The organism is Collimonas fungivorans (assembly GCF_001584145.1).
GTDB classification, from domain to species: domain Bacteria; phylum Pseudomonadota; class Gammaproteobacteria; order Burkholderiales; family Burkholderiaceae_D; genus Collimonas; species Collimonas fungivorans.
The window spans coordinates 3,862,719-3,883,090 of record NZ_CP013232.1 but is presented as its reverse complement, the minus strand read 5'-3'; the positions used below and the strand labels follow the sequence as shown (position 1 = coordinate 3,883,090).

The following is a 20,372-nucleotide window of genomic DNA, read 5'->3' as shown; positions in this document are numbered from 1 at the left end:
AAATGACGTGAGCGATCAATACAACCTGCAGCGTTTCGTGGCCGCCCAGCAGCCGGTCTTCGATATCGTACGCGAAGAACTGAGCCAGGGCAGAAAACGCAGCCATTGGATGTGGTTCGTTTTCCCGCAGGTTGAAGGGCTGGGGCACAGCACTACGGCGATCAGGTATGCGATCTCCTCGCTCGAAGAAGCCCGTGCCTACCTGGATCATCCGCTGCTGGGGCCGCGCCTGCAGGAATGCTGCCGCCTGGTAGCCGCTGTGGACGGGCGCTCGGCAGAAGATATTTTTGGCTTCCCTGACTACATGAAATTTCAATCGTCATTGACCTTGTTCGCACAAGCAGCAGGCGGCAACCAGGTTTTCAACGAATGCCTGGAAAAATATTATGGAGGAGAGCCTGATCAGGCCACGCTTGCTCGATTGTGAGCTTCTGCTTCGACTCGCAGCAGGGGCCAGCGAGACAACCAGTTTTTGCACTGCAAGCGATCGTCAAACTGCGCGCGTTTCGCATCGATGAAGCGGGGCGTCGGCCGGACGATGGCCGCGTACAAATCGTCGAGCCCGAAGGGCGCCGCGATTTCCAGGCCGTTGCCTGCGGCATACCGGGCCGCCACCGCAGTGGCGGTTTCCGGCCAGAAGCGCATGGCGTCGCTAGCGGATTGATAAGGTGTATCGCCGTTGCGGACGTGCATGCGTCCCTGGTTTTTCACCGACCACTCGATAGATGGGTCCAAAGCTTTCAGGTTTTTTTCTATCTGCAAATCGGCGTCTGCACTGTGCTGAGAAGGATTGAACCAGATTACATCGACATCGCCTGATGGAGATGAAGGCGTTCGTCCGTGCAGGAAATCCCAGACCGCATTTCTGATAAAACCAGCGGCGATCCAGCAATCGGGAAGGTGCAGGGAGTGCACCAGCGCCAAGATGCGCAACCGCTCAGGATCCGCCTGCAGCAAGGCCTGGAGATCGCCGGCGTGTTTCATTTCTCCGACGTTAGGGATAAACGCATGGGGACAAAGCATATGCCATGCATTTCAACTTGCGGGCCGGTTTTGATGAAGCCGAAGCGCTCATAGACAGGCTGAGCCAAAGGCGAGGAATTGACGGTAAATGCTTCGATGGCACCGAGCCCGGTCGCCGCCATTTTCGCCGTCTGCCAAAGCTGCGTAGCCAGACCACGGCGCTGAAAATCCCGGGCGACAAACAGATGGCAAAGGTGGCTGCGATCGCGCAGTGTGATAAAACCGGCGAGTAGGCCGTTTTCAAAAGCGAGGTGGTATTGATAACGCGGATCGGGGATATATCCTCTTACCGCGGTTACCGAGACGGATTCAAAAAAACGCTCAGCGCCTTTGCCGTCGGGCGTGGCCAGGAATTCATGCGTAAAGCCGTGGATCAGGGCGGCGATGGCGTCGGCGTCTTCGATACGGGCAGCGCGGAATTCCATGTGCGCCCCCTAGATTAGGCCGTCGAACAGGATCACCTCGACCGCATCGCTGGCGGCGACGTCGCCCTGTTCATGTCCCAGCACGATCATGCAGTTGGCTTCCGCCATCGAGCGCAAGATGCCGGAGCCCTGGGCCGCGGTGGGGCGCACGCTCCACTGGCCGTTGTCCATGCTGAGGATGCCGCGCTGGTATTCGGTACGTCCCGGGCGCTTGCGGATGGCGACGGCTGCGGTGGCGCGCATCAGCGGCAACGGAGCGACCTGCGCGCCCATCATCTGCAACAGGGCCTCGCGCGCAAAAAAATAAAACGACACCATGACCGCCACCGGATTGCCGGGCAGGCCAAAGAACAGGGCTTGCTTGCCGCCTGAAGTAATGCTGCCGAACGCCAGCGGACGGCCCGGGCGCATGCCGATTTTCCAGAAAGCGACGTCGCCCAGCTGCGCCATCATCTGCTTGGTGTGGTCGGCGTCGCCGACCGAGACGCCGCCGGAAGTGATGATGGCGTCGGCGTTCTCGCAAGCGCTGCGGAAAGCGCTCTCCAGCGCCGGCGGATCGTCGCCGACCACGCCCATGTCGATAATGTCGCAGCCCAGCCGCCGCAGCATGCCGTACAAGGTATAGCGATTGGAATCGTAGACGCAGCCGGGATCCAGCACCTCGCCGACCGAACGCAGTTCGTCGCCGGTCGAGAAAAACGCCACGCGCAGGCGCCGCCTTACCGGGATTTCGGCGATGCCGAGCGAGGCCAGCAAGCCGAGGTCGGCCGGACGCAAGATGCGGCCCCGGGCGATCGCGGCGCTGCCGGCTTTCAGGTCCTCGCCGGCCAGGCGTCGATTCGCGCCGGGTTTGACGGCATCGGCCGGGATAGTGACGAAACCGGTCGCACTGCCGGGGCTGACAAATTCTTGCGGGATCACGGTGTCGAGCCCCTCCGGCATCAGGGCGCCGGTCATGATCCGCACCGCCTGGCCGCCGGCAACCGCTCCCAGGTAGGCGCGGCCGGCGTGGGCGGTGCCGGCCACCGCCAGCACGGTATCGCTGTCATGGCGCAGGTCGGCCGAGTTGAAGGCGTAGCCGTCCATGGCCGAGTTGTCGTGCGCCGGGACGTCGATCGGCGAGATGATGTCGCTGGCCAGCACGCGGTCGAGGGCGCTGCGCAGCGCCACTTTTTCAATCGCGCTGACCGCTGTGATGCAGTCGCGGATGATGGCCTGCGCTTGCTTGACCGGCATGGCGTGCGGATCGTAGTCCGACATGCAACTGGTCAGCTCGGACAAGGATGGCTTGGCGGGACGGATATTCAGGTTGGTCATTGCGTTTGCATTATCGCTGTAGTAACTGTTCTCGGGTATTGATGTTACGGAAGGCGTCGGCATCGGTAAACAGCGTTTCGCAATAGTTGAGGCGGCGGTACCAGGTTTCCATCTTACGCCCGCCGCCCTGCAGGTAGTCATTGAGGTCGGTCAATAAAGCGGTTTTCAGCAGCATGAATACCGGCTGCGGCCAGATATCCTGGTCGCTGCCTTCGCGGATGCTGGCAACCGCGAGGTCGGCGCCGGCGCTGGCCAGTGCTTGCGCCAGGCGCCGCACCAGGTCATGCGGCAGGTAGGGCGAGTCGCAGGGTGCGGTCGCCAGGTAGGGCGTGCCGCAGTGGCGCAGGCCGGCTTGCAGGCCTGCCAGCGGGCCTGCGAAGTCAGGCTGCTCATCGGGCCAGACCGGTGCGCCGAACGCCGCGTAGCTATCCTGGTTGCGGTTGGCGTTGATGATCAGGCTGTTCACCTGTGGCGCCAGGCGCGCGATGACATGCGCCGCCATCGGCTGGCCGTCGAGCAGGGCCAGGCCCTTGTCGATCCCGCCCATGCGGGTGCCGCGGCCGCCGGCCAGTATCAGGCCGGTGATATCCAGCGCAGAGGGGGGCGGATAGGTTTCCATGGCAGGGCCCGGTCAGCCGCCTATGTACGACATTTCGACTTTCTTGCGGGGTGAGGACGAGGCCAGGCCTTCGGTGTGCTGCGTGCGCAGCTCGGAATAACGGTCGTCGCGGGCGCGCCACAGCTGGCCGATCACGCTGGAGATTTCGCGGTCGCTGCATTCGTTGCGCAGCAAGGCGCGCAGGTCGTGGCCGGCGCTGGCGAACAAACAGGTGTACAGCTTGCCTTCGGTCGACAGACGGGCGCGCGAACAGTCGTGGCAAAACGCCTGGGTGACGCTGGAAATCAGGCCGATTTCGCCGACGCCGTCGTCGTAGCGCCAGCGCTGTGCGGTTTCGCCGACATAGTTGGCTGCCAGCGGCCGCATCGGCATTTCGTTCTGGATTATCTGCGCGACTTCGGCGGAGGGTACTACTTCATCCATCTTCCAGCCGTTGGAGGCGCCCACATCCATATATTCGATGAAGCGCAGGATGTATGGCGTGTTCTTGAAATAGCGCGCCATCGGCAGGATTTCCTGTTCGTTGACGCCGCGTTTGACCACCATGTTGACCTTGATCGGCCCGAGCCCGGCCTGATGCGCCACATCCAGCCCGTGCAAGACGTCGGCCACCGGGAAGTCGGCGTCGTTCATGCGCTGGAAGATGTTTTCATCGAGTGCGTCGAGCGAGACGGTGACGCGGTTCAGGCCGGCGTCTTTCAGCGCCTGGGCTTTTTTCGCCAGCAATGAACCGTTGGTGGTCAGGGTCAGGTCGAGCGGCTTGCCGTCCGGCGTCTGCAGGGCGCTCAGCATGCCGATCAGCTTTTCGATGTGTTTGCGTAGCAGGGGTTCGCCGCCGGTCAGGCGGATCTTGTGCACGCCGTGGGCGACAAACAGGCTCGCCAGGCGGGTGATTTCTTCAAACGACAGCAGGGCGGTGTGCGGCAGGAACGCATAGTCCTTGTCGAATACCGCACGCGGCATGCAATACACGCAGCGGAAATTGCAGCGGTCGGTGACAGAGATGCGCAAGTCGTGCAGCGGCCGCCCCAGCTCGTCCGCTATCAGGCCGGTCGGCGTTTCGAGGATAGAGGGCAATGCCGGTGGCAAGGGCAGCGGCAAGAAACTGCGGCTGTCGATCAGCGGGATGACTTTTCTAGTCATGGTGTGTATCTGGAAAAATGTGCAATGTCTTGCATCTAAATATAAGGTAGCAACTTCTACAAGATACCATGGGCGTCGTTTTTTAGCTTTAGCACCCTTTGAAAAGCGGCAGTTCTCGCAATTTCAAACATATCGCCTGCGCCAGACGTGACAAAGGGAGTCTGGGACTCCCTTTGTTGTACTACTGTCTACTGCTACGCCACCGGGTGGCGCATCGGCTTACTGCGGGCGCTGGGTTTCGACCTGCACCAGCGGTTCGCTGGATTGCGCCGGCAAAGGCTTGCGCTCGCGCGGCACACGTGGCGCTGCAACGATGTTGGCCGTTGCTTCCTGCGCAGCGCGCAGTTTGCTCGGATCGGTCGCTGCCAGGGTCAGGCCGGCTGCGGCCAGCACGCTTTGCAGGTCTTCCACCTTAGGCGATCCGCTTGAAACGGCTGTCTTGATGACGGCCGGCGCTTCTGCTGCCGGCACTGCTGTTTCAGCAACTGCAGGAGCAGCAATTACCGGAGCAACTGCAGGCGCTGCCGGAGCCAGCGGCGCAGGGGTTTCTTCGATCGGCGCTTCTATTGCTGGCTGGCTGGCAACCACTGGAGCTGCTTCAGCAGGCACAGCTAGCTGTTCCGGCACGATTGCTGCCGGAGCGGCGACCGGTTCAGCTACGGCCGGGCTAGGTTCGGCTACAACCGGTGCTGCAACCACCGGCTCTTGCGCAGGAGCTGCTACCGGAGTCGTTTCAGCGACGACCGGGACGGTTTCCTCTTGCAGAGCAATTTGCTGTGGCACCAGCGGCGCTGCGATTGCATTCGACAGCGCGCTCGGCGTTGCTGTCGCTTCAACTGCCGGGGCAGCGGCTTCCTGCGCCATCGGCACTGCCGAGGCCATCATCGGCACGCTGTTGCTGGCCGGGCTGCTTGCTTCGGCTGGCGTTGCTGGGTTCGCTGCCTCGGGAGCAACTGCATCGCTGTCGGTTTCGGCCAGGTCTGCTGCTGCAGCGGCTTCGCCTGTTTCGATGTCGTCGCTACCGCCTTCGGTGCTGCCTTCGGCGCCGTCGCGGTCGCGGCGGTTACGGTTGCGGCCACCGCGGCGGCGGCGGCGGCGTGGTTCTTCGTCTTCACCGGCTTTGGTTTCAACCCGTCCGCTTTCGGTTTGCACCGCTTCCGTAGCATCAGCGGTTTCGGTGATGCTGCTGACGGCAACGCCGGCAGCGGCTACTACGCCACCCTTGAGCAAAGTCTCGTCGACCTTGATTTCGCTCAGGTTTTCCTTGCGCTCTTCGCGTGGCGGACGCGGTGGGCGTTCGGTCCGTTCACGCCGGCCTTCATTGCGTGTTTCGGCCTTGCCGTCGCTGCTTTCGCGCTGCTCTTTAGGCTCGCGCGGAGGACGTGGCGGACGGGCTTGCTGGGTTTTGGCTTCGACTGCTTCAACCAGCGGTTTCTTGGCGCTGTCGTCGCGTGTTTCTTGCGCGCTGCCATCGCGGTTGCGGCCACCGCGGTTACGGCCGCGCTGGCCACGGTTGTTGCGATCGCCACGGTCGCCGCGTTGCTGCGAGCCCTTGGTTTCCGCAGTAGCGGCAGGGGCCGCTACCGGTGCTGCCGGCTTGCTGAAGAAGAAGCCGAAGATCTTGCCGAGGAAACCTGTTTCTGCCGGGGCAGCGGCAACCGCTGTCGGACGCGCAGGGGCTTCTGCTGGCTTGCGCTCGACGATAGGGGCCGGCTGGTCTGGGGTGATGCCCTTGACCACGGCTTCCTGGCGCGGCTTGCCTTCTTCTTTCTGGGTCTTGTTGTAGCCGATGTCGGTATCGGCTTGCTCTGCCATGGCATAGCTGGCCTGGGTTTCTTCCAGGCGCGGATCGTCGTGCTTCAGGCGTTCCAGCTTGTAGTGCGGGGTTTCCAGGTGCTTGTTCGGGATCAGGATGATGCCGACGCGGTGACGCGTTTCGATCTTCAGGATCTCGCCGCGCTTTTCGTTGAGCAGGAAAGCTGCGACGTCGACCGGCGCCTGGACGTGGATCGCCGCCGAGTTTTCTTTCATCGCTTCTTCCTGGATGATGCGCAGGACTTGCAGGGCGGACGATTCGGTATCGCGGATATGGCCGGTGCCGTTGCAACGCGGGCAAGTCACGTGGCTGCCTTCCGACAGCGACGGACGCAAGCGCTGGCGCGACAGTTCCATCAGGCCGAAGCGCGAGATCTTGCCCATCTGGACGCGGGCGCGGTCATAGCGCAGGGCGTCTTTCAGGCGGGTTTCGACTTCGCGCTGGTTTTTCGAATTCTCCATGTCGATGAAGTCGATCACGATCAGGCCGCCGAGATCGCGCAAACGCAATTGGCGTGCAACTTCTTCCGCTGCTTCGCAATTGGTGTTGAAGGCGGTGGTCTCGATGTCGCCGCCGCGGGTTGCGCGGGCGGAGTTGACGTCGACGGAAACCAGGGCTTCGGTATGGTCGATCACGATGGCGCCGCCGGATGGCAGCGGCACGGTGCGCGAATACGCGGTTTCGATCTGGTGTTCGATCTGGAAGCGGGAGAACAGCGGCACGTCGTCGCGGTAGCGCTTAACGCGGTGCACCATGTCAGGCATGACGTGGGCCATGAACTGCTGGGCCTGGTCGTGGATTTCGTCGGTGTCGATCAGGATTTCGCCGATATCCGGCTGGAAATAATCGCGGATCGCACGGATCACCAGCGACGATTCCTGGTAAATCAGGAACGCGCCCTTGCCTTGGGTGCCGGCGCCTTCGATGGCGCGCCAGAGTTGCATCAGGTAGTTCAAGTCCCATTGCAATTCATCAACATTGCGGCCGATGCCTGCAGTGCGGGCGATCACCGACATGCCGCTAGGCAGATCCAGCTGATCCATGGTTTCGCGCAGTTCCTGGCGATCTTCGCCTTCGACCCGGCGCGAAACACCGCCGCCGCGCGGGTTGTTAGGCATCAGGACCAGGTAACGGCCAGCCAGCGAGACGAAGGAGGTCAGGGCCGCGCCTTTATTGCCGCGCTCTTCCTTTTCGACCTGGACCATGATTTCCTGGCCTTCGCGCAGGGCATCCTTGATCGATGCGGTACGGACGTCTACACCTTCTTTAAAGTAAGTGCGGGCAACTTCCTTGAACGGCAAAAAGCCATGACGCTCTTCACCGTAGTTGACGAAACAGGCTTCCAGCGACGGCTCGATACGGGTAATCACACCTTTGTAGATATTGGACTTGCGTTGTTCGCGTCCGGTGGTTTCGATATCGATGTCGATGAGCTTTTGCCCGTCAACAATAGCCACGCGCAGTTCTTCTTGCTGCGTGGCATTAAACAACATGCGTTTCATTTTTCGCTCCGTGACCCTTGGGTCAATGCAATGGCGCTTAAAGATTGCTGTTCTTCAGCATTTCTGTCAGCGACAAAAAGTACAAGGATGTACGCGAGAACGGAGTGTCAGGGGGGAGAGAATTGCCTTGGTGTGTATGCGCTATATGAGCGCAGTGCACAGGCGCGGATATAGTGCTGCCGTTTTACTGAAAACTATCAGCGCGCGCCGGCAGAGCATCCTGCGGTTCGCGGAACGCGAGCACGACGCTTGGCGGTGAGCAGCTTGATAGAGCCAAATAAAGCATTGGTTTCAGTAAGTATGCGGCAAATTTAAAAACACTACATCAACCGGCGAGCTCGTCGCGATCGTTCAGATCGCATCGGGCTCGCCGGACTTTATCCTAATCATCCAGACATTCTTGTTCAGCATCCGTGCGCGTTATCCGATGACAACAACGGTGCGACCTTGACTCGCGCAGGGGTGATGCGTACACATTTCCCATCAAATTTGCAAATTGGCGAGGCTGATGGGGACGCCCCTGTGTAGAATGGTCTTTTTATTCTTACACCAGCAACTGTTTTCTAACAATTGCAGAACAATTATATATTCAAAATGAAGGACTTAGCGAGATTTTCTGGAGGACGAGTCAAGACTCGCCCCGAGCCGCGGACACAAGCCGCGGGCAAGCATAAGGCCGAACCCAAGGTAGCCGTGGAGCAAGGTATACAGTTAACAGCAATTGCGCCGCCCCTTGCCGTCCAAATGCTGACTATTGCGGAAGACGACGCAGGTCAGCGTATCGACAATTTTTTATTGCGTATTTGCAAAGGAGTGCCCAAGAGCCATATTTATCGCGTATTGCGCTCCGGCGAGGTCAGGGTTAACAAAGGCCGCATCGACCAGACCTATCGCCTGGTCGAGGGCGACGTAATCCGGGTGCCGCCGATTCGAATTGCTGAAAAGCAAATACAAGCGGTAGCGCCAGGAGCGGAATTCAAGATATTGCTGGAAGATAATCATTTGCTGGTAATCGACAAGCCGGCCGGGGTTGCCGTGCACGGCGGCTCCGGCGTCAGTTATGGTGTCATCGAGCAACTTCGCGCCGCCCGTCCGCAAGCCAAGTTCCTGGAACTGGTGCACCGGCTGGACCGCGATACCTCCGGCATCTTGCTGCTGGCAAAAAAACGTTCTGCCCTGACCAACCTGCACGAGCAGATGCGCGACGGCGATACCGACAAGCGTTACCTGGTGCTGGTGCACGGCGACTGGCAAAACGAGCGCCAGCACGTCAAGCTGCCGTTGCACAAGTATACGGCGGCCGATGGCGAGCGCCGGGTGCGGGTGCAGGCCGACGGCCAGGCATCTCACACGATTTTCAACCTGATCCGGCGTTACGGCGACTATGCTTTGCTGGAAGCCGAGCTGAAGACCGGCCGCACCCACCAGATCCGGGTCCATCTGTCGTCCAGCGGCTTCGCCATTGCCGGCGACGACAAATACGGCGACTTTGCCCTGAACCGGACTTTGCAGAAGGCTGACGGACAGCGTATCGCGCTGAAACGGATGTTCCTGCATGCTTACCAGATTACCTTCGCCCATCCGGAGACGGGCAAGCCGGTGACCCTCAAGGCGCCGCTGCCGCCGGAATGCGAGAAATTCCTGAAAAGCCTGCCGAAAGATATCTCTGCGGCAATTTCGGAAGCTGAGGGCGATCAGAATATCAGTTAGTATTTGCCTATCGGATTGCCGATTTTTTCAATCGGCAGGCCAAACCCAATTACAGGAGCTGGCAAGGTATTGTCAGGCAATATGGCAAGAAAGAATTTTGATTTAATCGTATTTGATTGGGATGGCACCTTGATGGACAGCACCGCCATCATCGTGAAATGCATCCAGGCTGCAGCCAGGGACCTGGGGCTGGCGGTTCCGGATAACAAGGCCGCCTCGCACGTGATCGGGCTGGGCCTGGCGGAAGCCATGCAGGTTGCGATGCCGGGCCTGGAGCCCAGCCAGTATCCGCGCGTAGTGGAACGTTACCGTTATCACTACCTGGCGCAAGACCAGGACCTGACCTTGTTCGACGGCGTGCGTGAAATGCTGGCGGACTTGTCGCAGCAGGGTTATTTCCTGGCGATCGCCACCGGCAAGAGCCGGGTCGGGCTGAATCGCGCCTTGCACGAGACCAAGCTGCTGTCGGCATTCGACGCTACCCGCTGCGCCGACGAGACTTTCTCCAAGCCGCATCCGGCCATGCTGCAGGAACTGACGCGAGAGCTGGGCCAGGACTTGAAGCGCACAGTGATGATCGGCGACACCACCCATGACCTGCAGATGGCCATCAATGCCGGCGCCGCCGGGATCGCGGTCCAGTATGGCGCGCACCCGGCGCATGAACTGAATGCGCTGAAACCCTTGTTCAACGCCACCTCGACCGTGCAGTTGCACGCCTGGCTTGACGAAAACGCCTGACCCTGGAGCCATTGAGCGACGCGCCGTGAACGATATCCGTCTCCCCCTTTGTGCTTCTTCTGCGCTGGCAGAGCGCGGCAAGGGCGTGCGCTTTGCGGTTACCGCCTGGGGCGAGGAAGCGGTTGCATTCGCCGTGCGCCACCACAATATCGTCCACGCTTACCTGAACCGGTGCGCGCATATTTCGCTGGAGCTGGACTGGAACGAGGGTGAGTTTTTCGAGTCCAGCGGTTTGTACCTGATGTGCGCTACCCATGGCGCCGTGTATGAGCCGGAAACCGGCCATTGCGCCGGCGGCCCGTGCCGCGGCGGACGTTTGCACAAGATTCTGGTTGAAGAAAGCAATGATCAGGTGTTCTGGATCCCTGATGAATATGTGCGGCCTGTGATTGCCTGACAGGCTGGCGTATTCAATAACGATTTCGGATAAACGAAGTGAGTGATGAACGCCATGAGCAATAACGATTTTGAGAATGCGACCATGCCCGCCAAAAAAGAAGGCTGGGAGCGCGAACTGCTGGAGAAGCTGGCGTTCGCGTCGTTGCGCGAGCAGCGCGCGCGCCGCCGCTGGGGGATTTTTTTCAAGCTGGCCGTGATCAGCCTGATTGTCTTCGGGGTGTGGCTCGGCATGAATTACGAAGGCTCGGATACGCAGACAGTCGGCGCGCATACGGCGCTGGTCAAGATCAACGGCGCGATCGAATCGGAAGGCAACGGTTCGGCCGGCGTGGTGGTGCCGGCGCTTGACAACGCATTCGCCGCGGACGATTCGGTCGGCGTGATATTGCGCATCAACAGCCCTGGCGGCAGCCCGGTGCAGGCCGGCATCATCAACGATGAAATCGCGCGCCTGCGCAAGGAATATCCGAACAAGCCGCTGTATGTGGTGGTCGACGAAATGTGCGCCTCGGGCGGTTATTACATTGCCGCCGCGGCCGACAAGATTTATGTCAACAAGGCCAGCATCGTCGGTTCCATCGGCGTGCTGATGGATGGCTTCGGTTTCACCGGCCTGATGGATAAGGTCGGCGTCGAGCGGCGCCTGCTGACTGCCGGCGAGAACAAAGGCTTCCTCGATCCGTTCAGCCCGATGAGCGCGACCCAGAAAGGTTATGCGCAAACCATGCTGGCGGAAATCCACCAGCAGTTCATCGACGTAGTGCGCAAGGGCCGCGGCACGCGCCTGAAAGAAACGCCGGAAACTTTCTCGGGCCTGTTCTGGAGCGGCTCCAAGGCAGTCGAGATGGGCCTGGCCGACGGTTACGGCACGGTAGACAGTGTGGCGCGCGATGTCTTGAAGCAGGAAGATATTGTCGATTACACCAAGAGCGAAGGTTTGCCTGAACGCGTGCTGAAAAAATTCGGCGTGGCGATGGGCGCCGGTGTTGTGCAGTCGCTGATGAATAACGTGAAGCCAAGCATGCGTTAAGTTTCAAACAAGGCCGCTGCCGGGCGGGCTTTAAGGAAAATATCAAAGTGGAAACCGGCATATGGTAATACCATAATCGGCCTTGTATCTTCGCGATCCTGTCGTATATTAAAGGTACTCGAGGAACAGCGAACGGAGGGGGCGATTATCGGAATACCAAAACCCATCACCATACAGATTGAGATTGTTTCGATAGCAAAGAGTCACTCCAGCGCAATACAACCCCTTGTTTTGGAGTAGCGCAATTACTACCGGACAAACCCCCCGCATCTCGGATGCGGCACCGAGAAGTTTTCGACTTCTCAACATAAATGTCTTTCGGGACAGGCAAATACGGCGACGGCGCAATACCGTCGCCGTTTTGCGTTGTATGTAATGACGCTGTATGCAATACCCTATTGGGCCAGGAACAGGAACACGGTTGGTTTTTTATGGAAATCGGGATGTTTCCCTGCCGCCAGGGCGGCCTTCCATTTTGCGGCAGTCTGGGTCCTGATGGTTTCAGTGGCGAGCGTCAGGTCGGTAGCTACGCAAATCAGCGTGCCGGGCTGGCAGGCGCTGGCCAGGGCTTCCAGGAAAGCGCTGTTGCGGTATGGCGTTTCGATGAACAATTGCGTTTGCTGTTCCTGGCGCGAACGTAATTCCAGCGCCTTGATGCGTTTGCTGCGCTGTTCGGCATCGGTGGGCAGGTAGCCGTTGAAGGCGAAGCTCTGGCCGTTCAGGCCGCTGCTCATGACGGCCAGCAGCAACGACGACGGGCCTACCAATGGCCGCACCTGGATGCCTTGCGCATGAGCCAGCCGTACCAGGTTGGCGCCGGGATCGGCGACTGCCGGCACGCCGGCTTCAGAGATCAGGCCGGCGTCCTGGCCGGCAAGGAGCGGAGCCAGCAAGGCAGGCAATGCAGCGCTGGCGGTATTGACGTTGAGTTCGGCGATCTGGATTTCCTGCAACGGTTTGGCTAGCGACTGGGCCGCATCGATCAGCTTCAGGAAAGCGCGCGTGGTCTTTGCATTTTCTGCAATGAAATAATCGAGCCTGGCGGTAAGCGCCTGTACTTCTTGCGGGATCACGGCTGCCAGCGCGGCAGCCGGGGATGCTGTCTCGTTTTGGCCCAAGGTGTTGGGGATTAAATACAGGGTACCTGGCATGTCGGTCTATTTAGTGAAAATGGGAAGGCGGAAAAATGGGAAAGCAGCGCGGCGCAGCATACCGGTCAGCGCAATTAATGGCAAACCGGTGAGGGCAGTGGGATCGGTGCTTTCGATCTTTTCCAGAATGGCGATGCCCAGCCCTTCATTTTTTGCGCTGCCAGCGCAGTCATAGGGTTGTTCGATGCGCAAGTAGGCGTCCAGCTCGGCGTCGGGCAAGTCGCGGAAAGTGACGAAGGTCTGGATGTTTTCTATCTGCGCGGCCTGCTCGGGCTGGCTGTGGCGGCTGTGGCGGCTGTCCCACAGGCACAGCGCGGTGTGGAAAATGACGCGGCGGCCGCGCATCTTCTGCAGTTGCGCCAGGGCGTTCTGGTGATTGCCGGGTTTGCCGATCTGCTCGCCATCCAGCGTCGCCACCTGGTCGGAGCCGATCACCAGCGCATTTGGCGCCGCCAGCGCCACCGTGCGCGCCTTTTCCAGGGCCAGGCGCAGGGCGGTGGCTTGCGGACTCTCGCCGGGATGGGGTGTCTCGTCGATATCCGGGACGATCACGTCAAACGGGATGTGCAGCCGGGAAAGCAATTCCTTGCGGTATTTCGAGCTGGAGCCGAGGATCAGGCGCGGCAGGGATGCCTTGGAAGAGATGGTTTGTTGTAAAGAAGCCATGGTTTTTATTGTTTATTTGTTGTTTCTGCGATTGCAGAACGGTAAAATCCCGGCAAATGGCGGTCAAAGTGCGGAAAACGCGCTAACACTTTGACGAATAAGGGAAAAGGCTGTTATTATCGCAGGTTTTCCGGGTTCGGCTGGGTTTGGCTATATTATGAGTGCTTTTGTCATCGACGCCTTTGAGTATGCCCGCCATAAAGAGCGCCGTGAAGGCGATGTGCTGGTGGCCGATCTGAGCCGCCTCTCGGCTGAGACTGCGGATCGCTCCGGCACCCTGCATTGGATCCTGGTTGGCGGCGCCGATCAGTTGGGACATCCGCAACTGACGCTGACTGTCAGCGGTTCGACCAAGATCATGTGCCAGCGCTGCCTGACGCCGTTCGCTTTCGATATCGATTCGGAATCGGTTCTGGTGCTGGCAAAAGACGAAGAAAGCGCCGATGCGATCGATGCGCTGCTTGATAATGACGAGATTGATGTCATCGTCGGCACTAAAACACTGAATATCGTTGAACTGGTTGAGGATGAGGCTCTGCTGGCCTTGCCGCTGTCGCCGAAGCATCCGGTTTGCCCGGACCAGTCTGCGCTTGAGGGCTTGAAGAGCGCCAGGAAAGAGTCGCCGTTCGCGATGCTCAAGAATTTGAAGCAGCAGTAAATAGCAGCGGCAGTAAATGGATTTAGTAAAGAATTGCGGTAAATTTGTCGCGCTGATTTTCACATGAATGTGATTCCGTGTGACTAAGGTGTGGCAATAGGTAGTAAAATCCGCGCACAAACGCGGCAGGAATATCCAGCCTTTCCCTGTTCTGAGGGTTGGATATGTTAAACTTTAAGATCTTAAGAAAGCAGGAGTTATCATGGCAGTTCAACAAAATAAGAAGACCCCATCCAAGCGCGGCATGCACCGTGCCCACGATTTTCTGGTTGCACCTCCGCTGGCTATCGAGCCAACGACTGGTGAAACGCATCTGCGCCACCACATCAGCCCGAACGGCTTTTACCGTGGCCGTAAAGTGTTGAAGACCAAGAACGACGAGTAATACTTACTTGTTCTTGCGATGCAGGTCGAAGGCGGCGCGATGAGTTTCTCAGGGCGCCGTTTTTGTATGCAGAATAATTCCTTGCGTCATTTTGAATCGCGCCCAATCTGCCTCATAATACGGCTTAGAGTAGGCACTGAATCAAAACAATGACAATCAAAATTTCTATCGACTGCATGGGTGGCGATCACGGCCCGTCGGTTACCGTTCCTGCCGCAGTTTCATTTGCCAATCGCGAGCCTGAGGCCGAGTTGGTGCTGGTTGGCCTTGAGGAAGAAATCCGGGCGCAACTGAAAAAGCACAAGGCCAGTTCCCATCCGCGTTTATCGGTGCACCATGCATCGGAAGTGGTGACGATGGACGATTCCATCGAAACCGCGTTACGCCGCAAAAAAGATTCCTCGATGCGTGTCGCCCTGCGCCTGGTCAAAGACCAGCAGGTGCAGGCATGCGTGTCGGCTGGCAATACCGGCGCCTTGATGGCGGTTTCCCGCTATCTTCTGAAAACCTTGCACGGCGTTGACCGCCCGGCGATCTGCACCATTCTCCCTAACCAGAAAGATGGTCCGACCTACATGCTCGACCTGGGCGCCAACGTCGATTGCGAAGCCTTGCACCTGCACCAGTTTGCCTTGATGGGATCGGCCCTGGTGTCGGCCATGGAAGGCAAGCCGCGGCCGACGATCGGTTTGCTGAATGTCGGCGAAGAAGCGATCAAGGGCAATGAAGTGGTCAAGCAGACGGCGGAACTGCTGCGCGCCGACCATGAAAAAGGCATCCTGAATTTCTACGGCAATGTCGAAGGCAACGATATCTTCGAAGGCACTACCGACATCGTCGTCTGTGACGGTTTTGTCGGCAATGTCACGCTCAAGGCTTCCGAAGGCCTGGGCCGTTTCGTCAAGACGGTGTTAACGACTGAATTCAAGAGCGGCATCCTGAACATGCTGGGCGCGGTCATCGCCCGCGGCGCCATCAAGGCCATCTCGCGCCGCCTGAATCCTTCGCGTTATAACGGCGCCAGCCTGCTGGGTTTGCGCGGACTGGTTTTCAAGAGTCACGGCGGCGCCGACGCCTATGGCTACGAGTGGGCCATACAGCGTGCATTCGATGCAGCCAAATATGATGTATTGTCTCGTATTGCGACCACGATTGCGGAGCTGATGCCGCAGGCCGACACTGCGGATGGCGGATCGGGCGAAATCGTTAATACTGAATCAACCCAACAAAAGACAGCATGACTACATATAGCAAAATTGTCGGTACCGGCAGCTATTTGCCGCCGAAACGGGTAAGCAACCAGGAACTCACTGCGCAGCTTGCCGCGAAGGGCATAGAGACATCGCATGAATGGATTTTCTCCCGCAGCGGCATCGCCGCGCGCCATTACGCTGAAGCCGATGTGCAATCCAGCGATCTCGCGGTAGCAGCAGCCAGGCAGGCGCTGGACATGGCGCACATGCAGCCCGACGATATCGACCTGGTGATCGTCGCTACTTCGACTCCCGATCATTTCGGCGGTTTCCCCAGCACTGCCTGCGTAGTGCAGCAAAAGCTCGGCATCGTCAACGGCGGCGCGGCCTTTGATGTGCAGGCGGTGTGCAGCGGCTTTGTGTATGCAGTGTCGATCGCGGACAGCTTCATCAAGTCCGGTGCGCACAAGAACGTGCTGGTGATCGGCACCGAGGTTTTTTCGCGCATCCTGAATTTTGAAGACCGCACCACTTGCGTGCTGTTTGGCGACGGCGCCGGAGCGGTAGTCATGACAGCTTCCGCCGAGCCAGGCATTCTCGCCACCAAGCTGCATGCCGACGGCCGCCACAAGGACATCCTGTGCGTTCCCGGCAAGGTCAATTCCGGCGTGGTCGAGGGCAGCGCTTATTTGTATATGGACGGCCAGGCAGTATTCAAGCTGGCGGTCTCGGTATTGGAAAAAGTCGCCAACGAAACCTTGCAGATAGCCGGCATGTCGGCTTCCGAGATCGACTGGCTGATTCCGCACCAGGCCAATATCCGCATCATGCAAAGCACCGCCCGCAAACTGGGCCTGGACAACGAGCGCATGGTGGTGACGGTGGACCAGCATGGCAATACTTCGGCAGCTTCGATTCCGCTGGCGCTGGACCAGGCTGTACGCGATGGCCGCGTCAAGCCCGGCCACAACGTCATGATGGAAGGCGTAGGCGGCGGCTTTACCTGGGGCGCCATCCTGGCCCGCATGTAAGGACCTTGAGTGCGGAAGCGTTGCTCGCGGCCCGCTCTGCGGTCATGGCATCGCGGCAAGCTGTTTGATAAATTTGATACCCATTTAGGTAAGGCATGAATAAATTCGCGTTTGTTTTTCCGGGCCAGGGTTCGCAAGCCGTTGGCATGCTGAACGGTTTTGCCGATAACCCGGTAGTAAAAGATACTGTCGCAGAAGCTTCCGAGGCGCTGCAGTTCGATCTCGGCAAGCTGATTGCCGAAGGGCCGAAAGAAGAGCTGGACCTGACTACCAATACGCAGCCGGTCATGCTGACCGCAGCAGTCGCCTGCTACCGGGCCTGGCTGGCTGCCGGCGGCAAGGCGCCGGCGCTGGTGGCCGGGCACAGCCTGGGCGAATATTCGGCGCTGGTCGCCGCCGGCGTGATCGCGTTCAAGGATGCTGTGCCGCTGGTGCGGTTCCGGGCACAGGCGATGCAGCAAGCGGTGCCGGTCGGGCAGGGCGGCATGGCGGTTATTCTGGGTCTGGCGGATGAAGACGTGCGTGCGGTCTGCGCGGCGGCTGCCCAGGGCGAAATCGTCGAGGCGGTGAATTTCAATGCGCCGGCGCAGGTGGTCATCGCCGGCCACAAGGGAGCGATAGAGCGGGCTTGCGCTGCTGCCAAGGAAAAAGGTGCAAAACGTGCCTTGCCATTGCCGGTATCGGCCCCATTTCATTCCTCGTTGCTGAAGCCGGCATCGGATCGTTTGCGTGAATACATGCAAGACCTGGTTTTTGCCGCGCCGCAGATTGCACTGATCAATAACGTCGATGTCGCCATCGTCAATGATCCGGCAGCCATCAAGGATGCGCTGGTGCGGCAGGCAGCCAGCCCGGTGCGCTGGGTGGAAACGGTGCAGAAAATTGCCGCCGAAGGCGTCACCCATGTGGTGGAATGCGGTCCGGGCAAGGTTCTTGCTGGCTTGACCAAGCGTATTAATGACAGCCTGATCGGCGACATGATTGTCGACCAGGCGTCGCTGGATAAAATGTTGGAGACTTTCAAGTGACTTTACCAAATACCGTTTTGCAGGATTTGAGTGGCCAGGTAGCTTTGGTTACCGGCGCATCGCGCGGCATCGGCCGGGCCATTGCGTTGCAGTTGCTGCAGCGTGGCGCCAAAGTGGTCGGCACGGCAACTTCCGAGGCTGGTGCGGCGGCAATCGCCGAATACCTGGAGGCTAGCCAGCCGGGCAATGGCCGCGGCATCGTGCTGGATGTGAACGATGCAGCCGGCTGTGCGGCGGCGGTCGAGCTGGCGCATAAGGAATTCGGCGGATTGTCGATTCTTGTCAATAATGCAGGCATCACCAAGGATCAGCTGGCGATGCGCATGAAGGACGAGGACTGGGACGCCGTCATTTCCACCAACCTGACCGCGGTGGCGCGTTTGTCGCGCGCCGTCTTGCGTGGCATGATGAAGGCCAAGCATGGCCGCATCATCAATATCACTTCGGTGGTCGGTTCGGCCGGCAATCCGGGCAAATGAATTATGCTGCTGCCAAGGCCGGGGTCTCCGGCATGAGCCGTGCGCTGGCGCGCGAGATCGGCAGCCGCAATATTACGGTCAACTGCGTTGCGCCAGGTTTTATCGATACCGACATGACCAAGTCCCTGGGTGAAGAGCAGCACGCGGCATTGCTGCAGCAGATCCCGCTGGGACGGCTGGGCGCCGCGGAAGACGTGGCGGCGGCTGTGGTTTTCCTGGCGTCGCCGCAGGCCGGCTACATTACGGGCAGCACTTTGCACGTAAATGGCGGCATGTATATGAGTTGAAGCGTGAGCTGAAGCAAGTTGTGGGGTGGGCATGCAGTGCCCATCAGTTGTGATTTGAAGCCGGGGTTCGCGTGGGCATTTGTGCCCACCCTACGGTTGTTAAATGTAAGTTGTACCTATTTAGAAGCTTTTGACGTAGTTTTGTTAAATATTAAAGACTAATGTCGAAAGTAAATTTTCAATGCGCAAACCTGCTAAAATGCGCGCACTTTCTGTAACCTAATGGAGGCATCACATGTCCGATATCGAACAACGCGTTAAAAAAATCGTCGCTGAGCAACTGGGCGTCGCAGAAGCTGACATCAAGACCGAGTCGTCGTTTGTCAACGACCTGGGTGCTGATTCGCTCGATACAGTTGAACTGGTGATGGCGCTGGAAGATGAGTTCGAAATGGAAATCCCTGACGAACAAGCTGAAAAGATCACTACAGTGCAACAGGCTATCGATTACGCTACGGCTCACGTTAAGGCCTAAGCAAGCTTTGAATGTATCCAGGAGAACCGCTTGAGCCGCACACGTGAACGTCGCGTTGTGATCACTGGCCTGGGTTGCATTTCACCGGTCGGCAATACGATTGCCGATGCGTGGAGTGCGATTATCTCAGGCAAATCAGGGATCGCAGCCATCACTAAGTTTGACGCCACCGCTTTTTCCACGCGTTTTGCGGGAGAAGTGAAGGGCTTCAATATCGAAGATTACATTCCCGCCAAAGAAGCACGGCATATGGATACTTTTATCCACTATGGCATGGCGGCGGGGATGCAGGCGATGCAAGACAGTGGCCTGGAAGTAACTGAAACTAATGCTGAGCGGATAGGCGTCATCATCGGCTCCGGCATTGGCGGCTTGCCGTTGATCGAAGAAACGCATGCCGAACTGACTGCTCGCGGCCCGCGCCGGATCAGTCCGTTCTTCATCCCGGCATCGATCATCAACATGATTTCCGGCAACCTGTCGATCAAATACGGTCTGAAAGGACCGAATCTGGCGATCGTGACTGCCTGCACCACGGGCTTGCATTGTATCGGTGCAGCCGGCCGCATGATCCAGTACGGCGATGCCGACGTGATGATCGCCGGCGGTGCGGAATCCAGCGTATCGCCGCTGGGGGTTGGCGGTTTTGCGTCGGCGCGTGCCTTGTCGGCGCGTAATGACGATCCCGCTACCGCCTCGCGTCCGTGGGACAAGGACCGCGACGGTTTTGTATTGGGCGAGGGCGCCGGCGTGCTGGTGCTCGAAGAATACGAACACGCCAAGGCGCGTGGCGCCAAGATTTACGCGGAACTGCTAGGCTTCGGCATGAGCGGCGATGCTTACCACATGACTGCGCCAAGCCTGGACGGTCCGCGTCGCTGCGTAGGCAATGCCTTGCGCGATGCCGGCATCAACCCTGACCAGGTGCAGTACCTGAATGCGCACGGTACGTCGACCCCTCTGGGCGACAAGAACGAAACGGAAGCGATCAAGGCGGCTTTCGGCGACCACGCTTACAAACTGGTGGTCAATTCGACCAAGTCGATGACCGGCCATTTGCTGGGCGGCGCCGGTGGCCTGGAGTCGGTGTTTACCGTGCTGGCTTTGCACAATCAGATCTCGCCGCCGACCACCAATATTTTCAACCAGGATCCTGAATGCGATCTTGATTACTGCGCCAATACTGCGCGGGACATGAAAATAGACATCGCGGTCAAAAACTCATTCGGCTTTGGCGGCACGAATGGCACCCTGGTTTTTGGCAAAATCTAGACTTTTGCTGCAGGCTTCGAAC

20 protein-coding genes and 1 pseudogene are annotated in these 20,372 nt (G+C 59.0%); 13 read left to right on the top strand and 8 right to left on the bottom strand.

Annotated features, from left to right (window positions below):
* Nucleotides 1-7 precede the first annotated feature (7 nt).
* A complete protein-coding gene (locus CFter6_RS16720) occupies nucleotides 8-427 on the top strand; it encodes a DUF1810 domain-containing protein (protein WP_061540891.1) in 420 nt (139 codons plus the stop codon).
* Here CFter6_RS16720 and CFter6_RS16715 read toward each other — a convergent pair.
* The 6 genes from CFter6_RS16715 to CFter6_RS16690 form a co-directional block, all read right to left on the bottom strand.
* Nucleotides 403-984, bottom strand: coding sequence for a nucleotidyltransferase family protein (locus tag CFter6_RS16715; RefSeq protein ID WP_061540890.1), 582 nt, complete (start codon nucleotides 982-984; stop codon nucleotides 403-405). The genes CFter6_RS16720 and CFter6_RS16715 overlap by 25 nt on opposite strands.
* On the bottom strand, nucleotides 981-1,448 hold the full coding sequence (locus tag CFter6_RS16710) for a GNAT family N-acetyltransferase (protein ID WP_061540889.1): 468 nt from the start codon (nucleotides 1,446-1,448) through the stop codon (nucleotides 981-983). Before CFter6_RS16710 ends, CFter6_RS16715 begins: the two co-directional genes overlap by 4 nt.
* A gap of 9 nt (nucleotides 1,449-1,457) precedes the next feature.
* Entirely contained in the window at nucleotides 1,458-2,765 is a 1,308-nt protein-coding gene (gene moeA, locus CFter6_RS16705; RefSeq protein WP_061540888.1) for a molybdopterin molybdotransferase MoeA, read from the bottom strand.
* A gap of 10 nt (nucleotides 2,766-2,775) precedes the next feature.
* Nucleotides 2,776-3,384 carry a molybdenum cofactor guanylyltransferase MobA gene (mobA, locus tag CFter6_RS16700; RefSeq protein ID WP_061540887.1) on the bottom strand — a complete coding sequence of 203 codons (609 nt, stop codon included), beginning with the start codon at nucleotides 3,382-3,384 and terminating at the stop codon, nucleotides 2,776-2,778.
* A 12-nt stretch (nucleotides 3,385-3,396) separates the two neighbouring features.
* Nucleotides 3,397-4,527, bottom strand: a complete 1,131-nt coding sequence (gene moaA, locus CFter6_RS16695; RefSeq protein WP_061540886.1) for a GTP 3',8-cyclase MoaA — start codon at nucleotides 4,525-4,527, stop codon at nucleotides 3,397-3,399.
* 219 nt (nucleotides 4,528-4,746) lie between these two features.
* Complete coding sequence (locus CFter6_RS16690; protein WP_061540885.1) at nucleotides 4,747-7,845, bottom strand: Rne/Rng family ribonuclease; 3,099 nt, start codon at nucleotides 7,843-7,845, stop codon at nucleotides 4,747-4,749.
* A 744-nt stretch (nucleotides 7,846-8,589) separates the two neighbouring features.
* Here CFter6_RS16690 and CFter6_RS16685 point away from each other — a divergent pair.
* The 4 genes from CFter6_RS16685 to CFter6_RS16670 all read left to right on the top strand — a co-directional run bounded on the left by CFter6_RS16685 (nucleotide 8,590) and on the right by CFter6_RS16670 (nucleotide 11,725).
* Nucleotides 8,590-9,555: an RluA family pseudouridine synthase gene (locus tag CFter6_RS16685; protein WP_236904307.1), complete on the top strand. Its 966-nt coding sequence runs from the start codon at nucleotides 8,590-8,592 to the stop codon at nucleotides 9,553-9,555.
* Nucleotides 9,556-9,636: 81 nt separating this feature from the next.
* Nucleotides 9,637-10,296 (top strand): HAD-IIIA family hydrolase, encoded by a 660-nt coding sequence (locus tag CFter6_RS16680; RefSeq protein ID WP_061540883.1) that lies wholly within the window; start codon nucleotides 9,637-9,639, stop codon nucleotides 10,294-10,296.
* Between the two features lie 25 nt (nucleotides 10,297-10,321).
* Nucleotides 10,322-10,693, top strand: a complete 372-nt coding sequence (locus tag CFter6_RS16675) for a Rieske (2Fe-2S) protein (protein WP_061540882.1) — start codon at nucleotides 10,322-10,324, stop codon at nucleotides 10,691-10,693.
* A gap of 54 nt (nucleotides 10,694-10,747) precedes the next feature.
* Nucleotides 10,748-11,725 carry a S49 family peptidase gene (locus CFter6_RS16670; RefSeq protein WP_082815039.1) on the top strand — a complete coding sequence of 326 codons (978 nt, stop codon included), beginning with the start codon at nucleotides 10,748-10,750 and terminating at the stop codon, nucleotides 11,723-11,725.
* Nucleotides 11,726-12,120: 395 nt separating this feature from the next.
* On the opposite strand, the gene CFter6_RS16665 is transcribed toward CFter6_RS16670, so the two are convergent.
* Nucleotides 12,121-12,876, bottom strand: coding sequence for an SAM-dependent methyltransferase (locus CFter6_RS16665; protein ID WP_061540880.1), 756 nt, complete (start codon nucleotides 12,874-12,876; stop codon nucleotides 12,121-12,123).
* Between the two features lie 6 nt (nucleotides 12,877-12,882).
* Nucleotides 12,883-13,542 (bottom strand): Maf-like protein, encoded by a 660-nt coding sequence (locus CFter6_RS16660; RefSeq protein WP_061540879.1) that lies wholly within the window; start codon nucleotides 13,540-13,542, stop codon nucleotides 12,883-12,885.
* Between the two features lie 157 nt (nucleotides 13,543-13,699).
* On the opposite strand from CFter6_RS16660, the gene CFter6_RS16655 reads away from it, so the two are divergent.
* The 8 genes and pseudogenes from CFter6_RS16655 to fabF all read left to right on the top strand — a co-directional run bounded on the left by CFter6_RS16655 (nucleotide 13,700) and on the right by fabF (nucleotide 20,350).
* A complete protein-coding gene (locus CFter6_RS16655; protein ID WP_205631404.1) occupies nucleotides 13,700-14,200 on the top strand; it encodes a YceD family protein in 501 nt (166 codons plus the stop codon).
* 202 nt (nucleotides 14,201-14,402) lie between these two features.
* Nucleotides 14,403-14,585, top strand: a complete 183-nt coding sequence (gene rpmF / locus CFter6_RS16650) for a 50S ribosomal protein L32 (RefSeq protein ID WP_014006864.1) — start codon at nucleotides 14,403-14,405, stop codon at nucleotides 14,583-14,585.
* Nucleotides 14,586-14,734: 149 nt separating this feature from the next.
* Nucleotides 14,735-15,826 (top strand): phosphate acyltransferase PlsX, encoded by a 1,092-nt coding sequence (plsX, locus tag CFter6_RS16645; RefSeq protein ID WP_061540877.1) that lies wholly within the window; start codon nucleotides 14,735-14,737, stop codon nucleotides 15,824-15,826.
* Complete coding sequence (locus CFter6_RS16640) at nucleotides 15,823-16,809, top strand: beta-ketoacyl-ACP synthase III (protein WP_061540876.1); 987 nt, start codon at nucleotides 15,823-15,825, stop codon at nucleotides 16,807-16,809. Before plsX ends, CFter6_RS16640 begins: the two co-directional genes overlap by 4 nt.
* Nucleotides 16,810-16,904: 95 nt before the next feature.
* A complete protein-coding gene (gene fabD, locus CFter6_RS16635; protein WP_061540875.1) occupies nucleotides 16,905-17,837 on the top strand; it encodes an ACP S-malonyltransferase in 933 nt (310 codons plus the stop codon).
* Nucleotides 17,834-18,603, top strand: a pseudogene (gene fabG, locus CFter6_RS16630) (3-oxoacyl-ACP reductase FabG). Before fabD ends, fabG begins: the two are co-directional and overlap by 4 nt.
* Before the next feature lie 235 nt (nucleotides 18,604-18,838).
* Nucleotides 18,839-19,078, top strand: a complete 240-nt coding sequence (gene acpP, locus CFter6_RS16625) for an acyl carrier protein (RefSeq protein ID WP_014006859.1) — start codon at nucleotides 18,839-18,841, stop codon at nucleotides 19,076-19,078.
* A gap of 30 nt (nucleotides 19,079-19,108) precedes the next feature.
* A complete protein-coding gene (gene fabF / locus CFter6_RS16620; RefSeq protein ID WP_061540874.1) occupies nucleotides 19,109-20,350 on the top strand; it encodes a beta-ketoacyl-ACP synthase II in 1,242 nt (413 codons plus the stop codon).
* The last annotated feature ends 22 nt before the right edge of the window (nucleotides 20,351-20,372 follow it).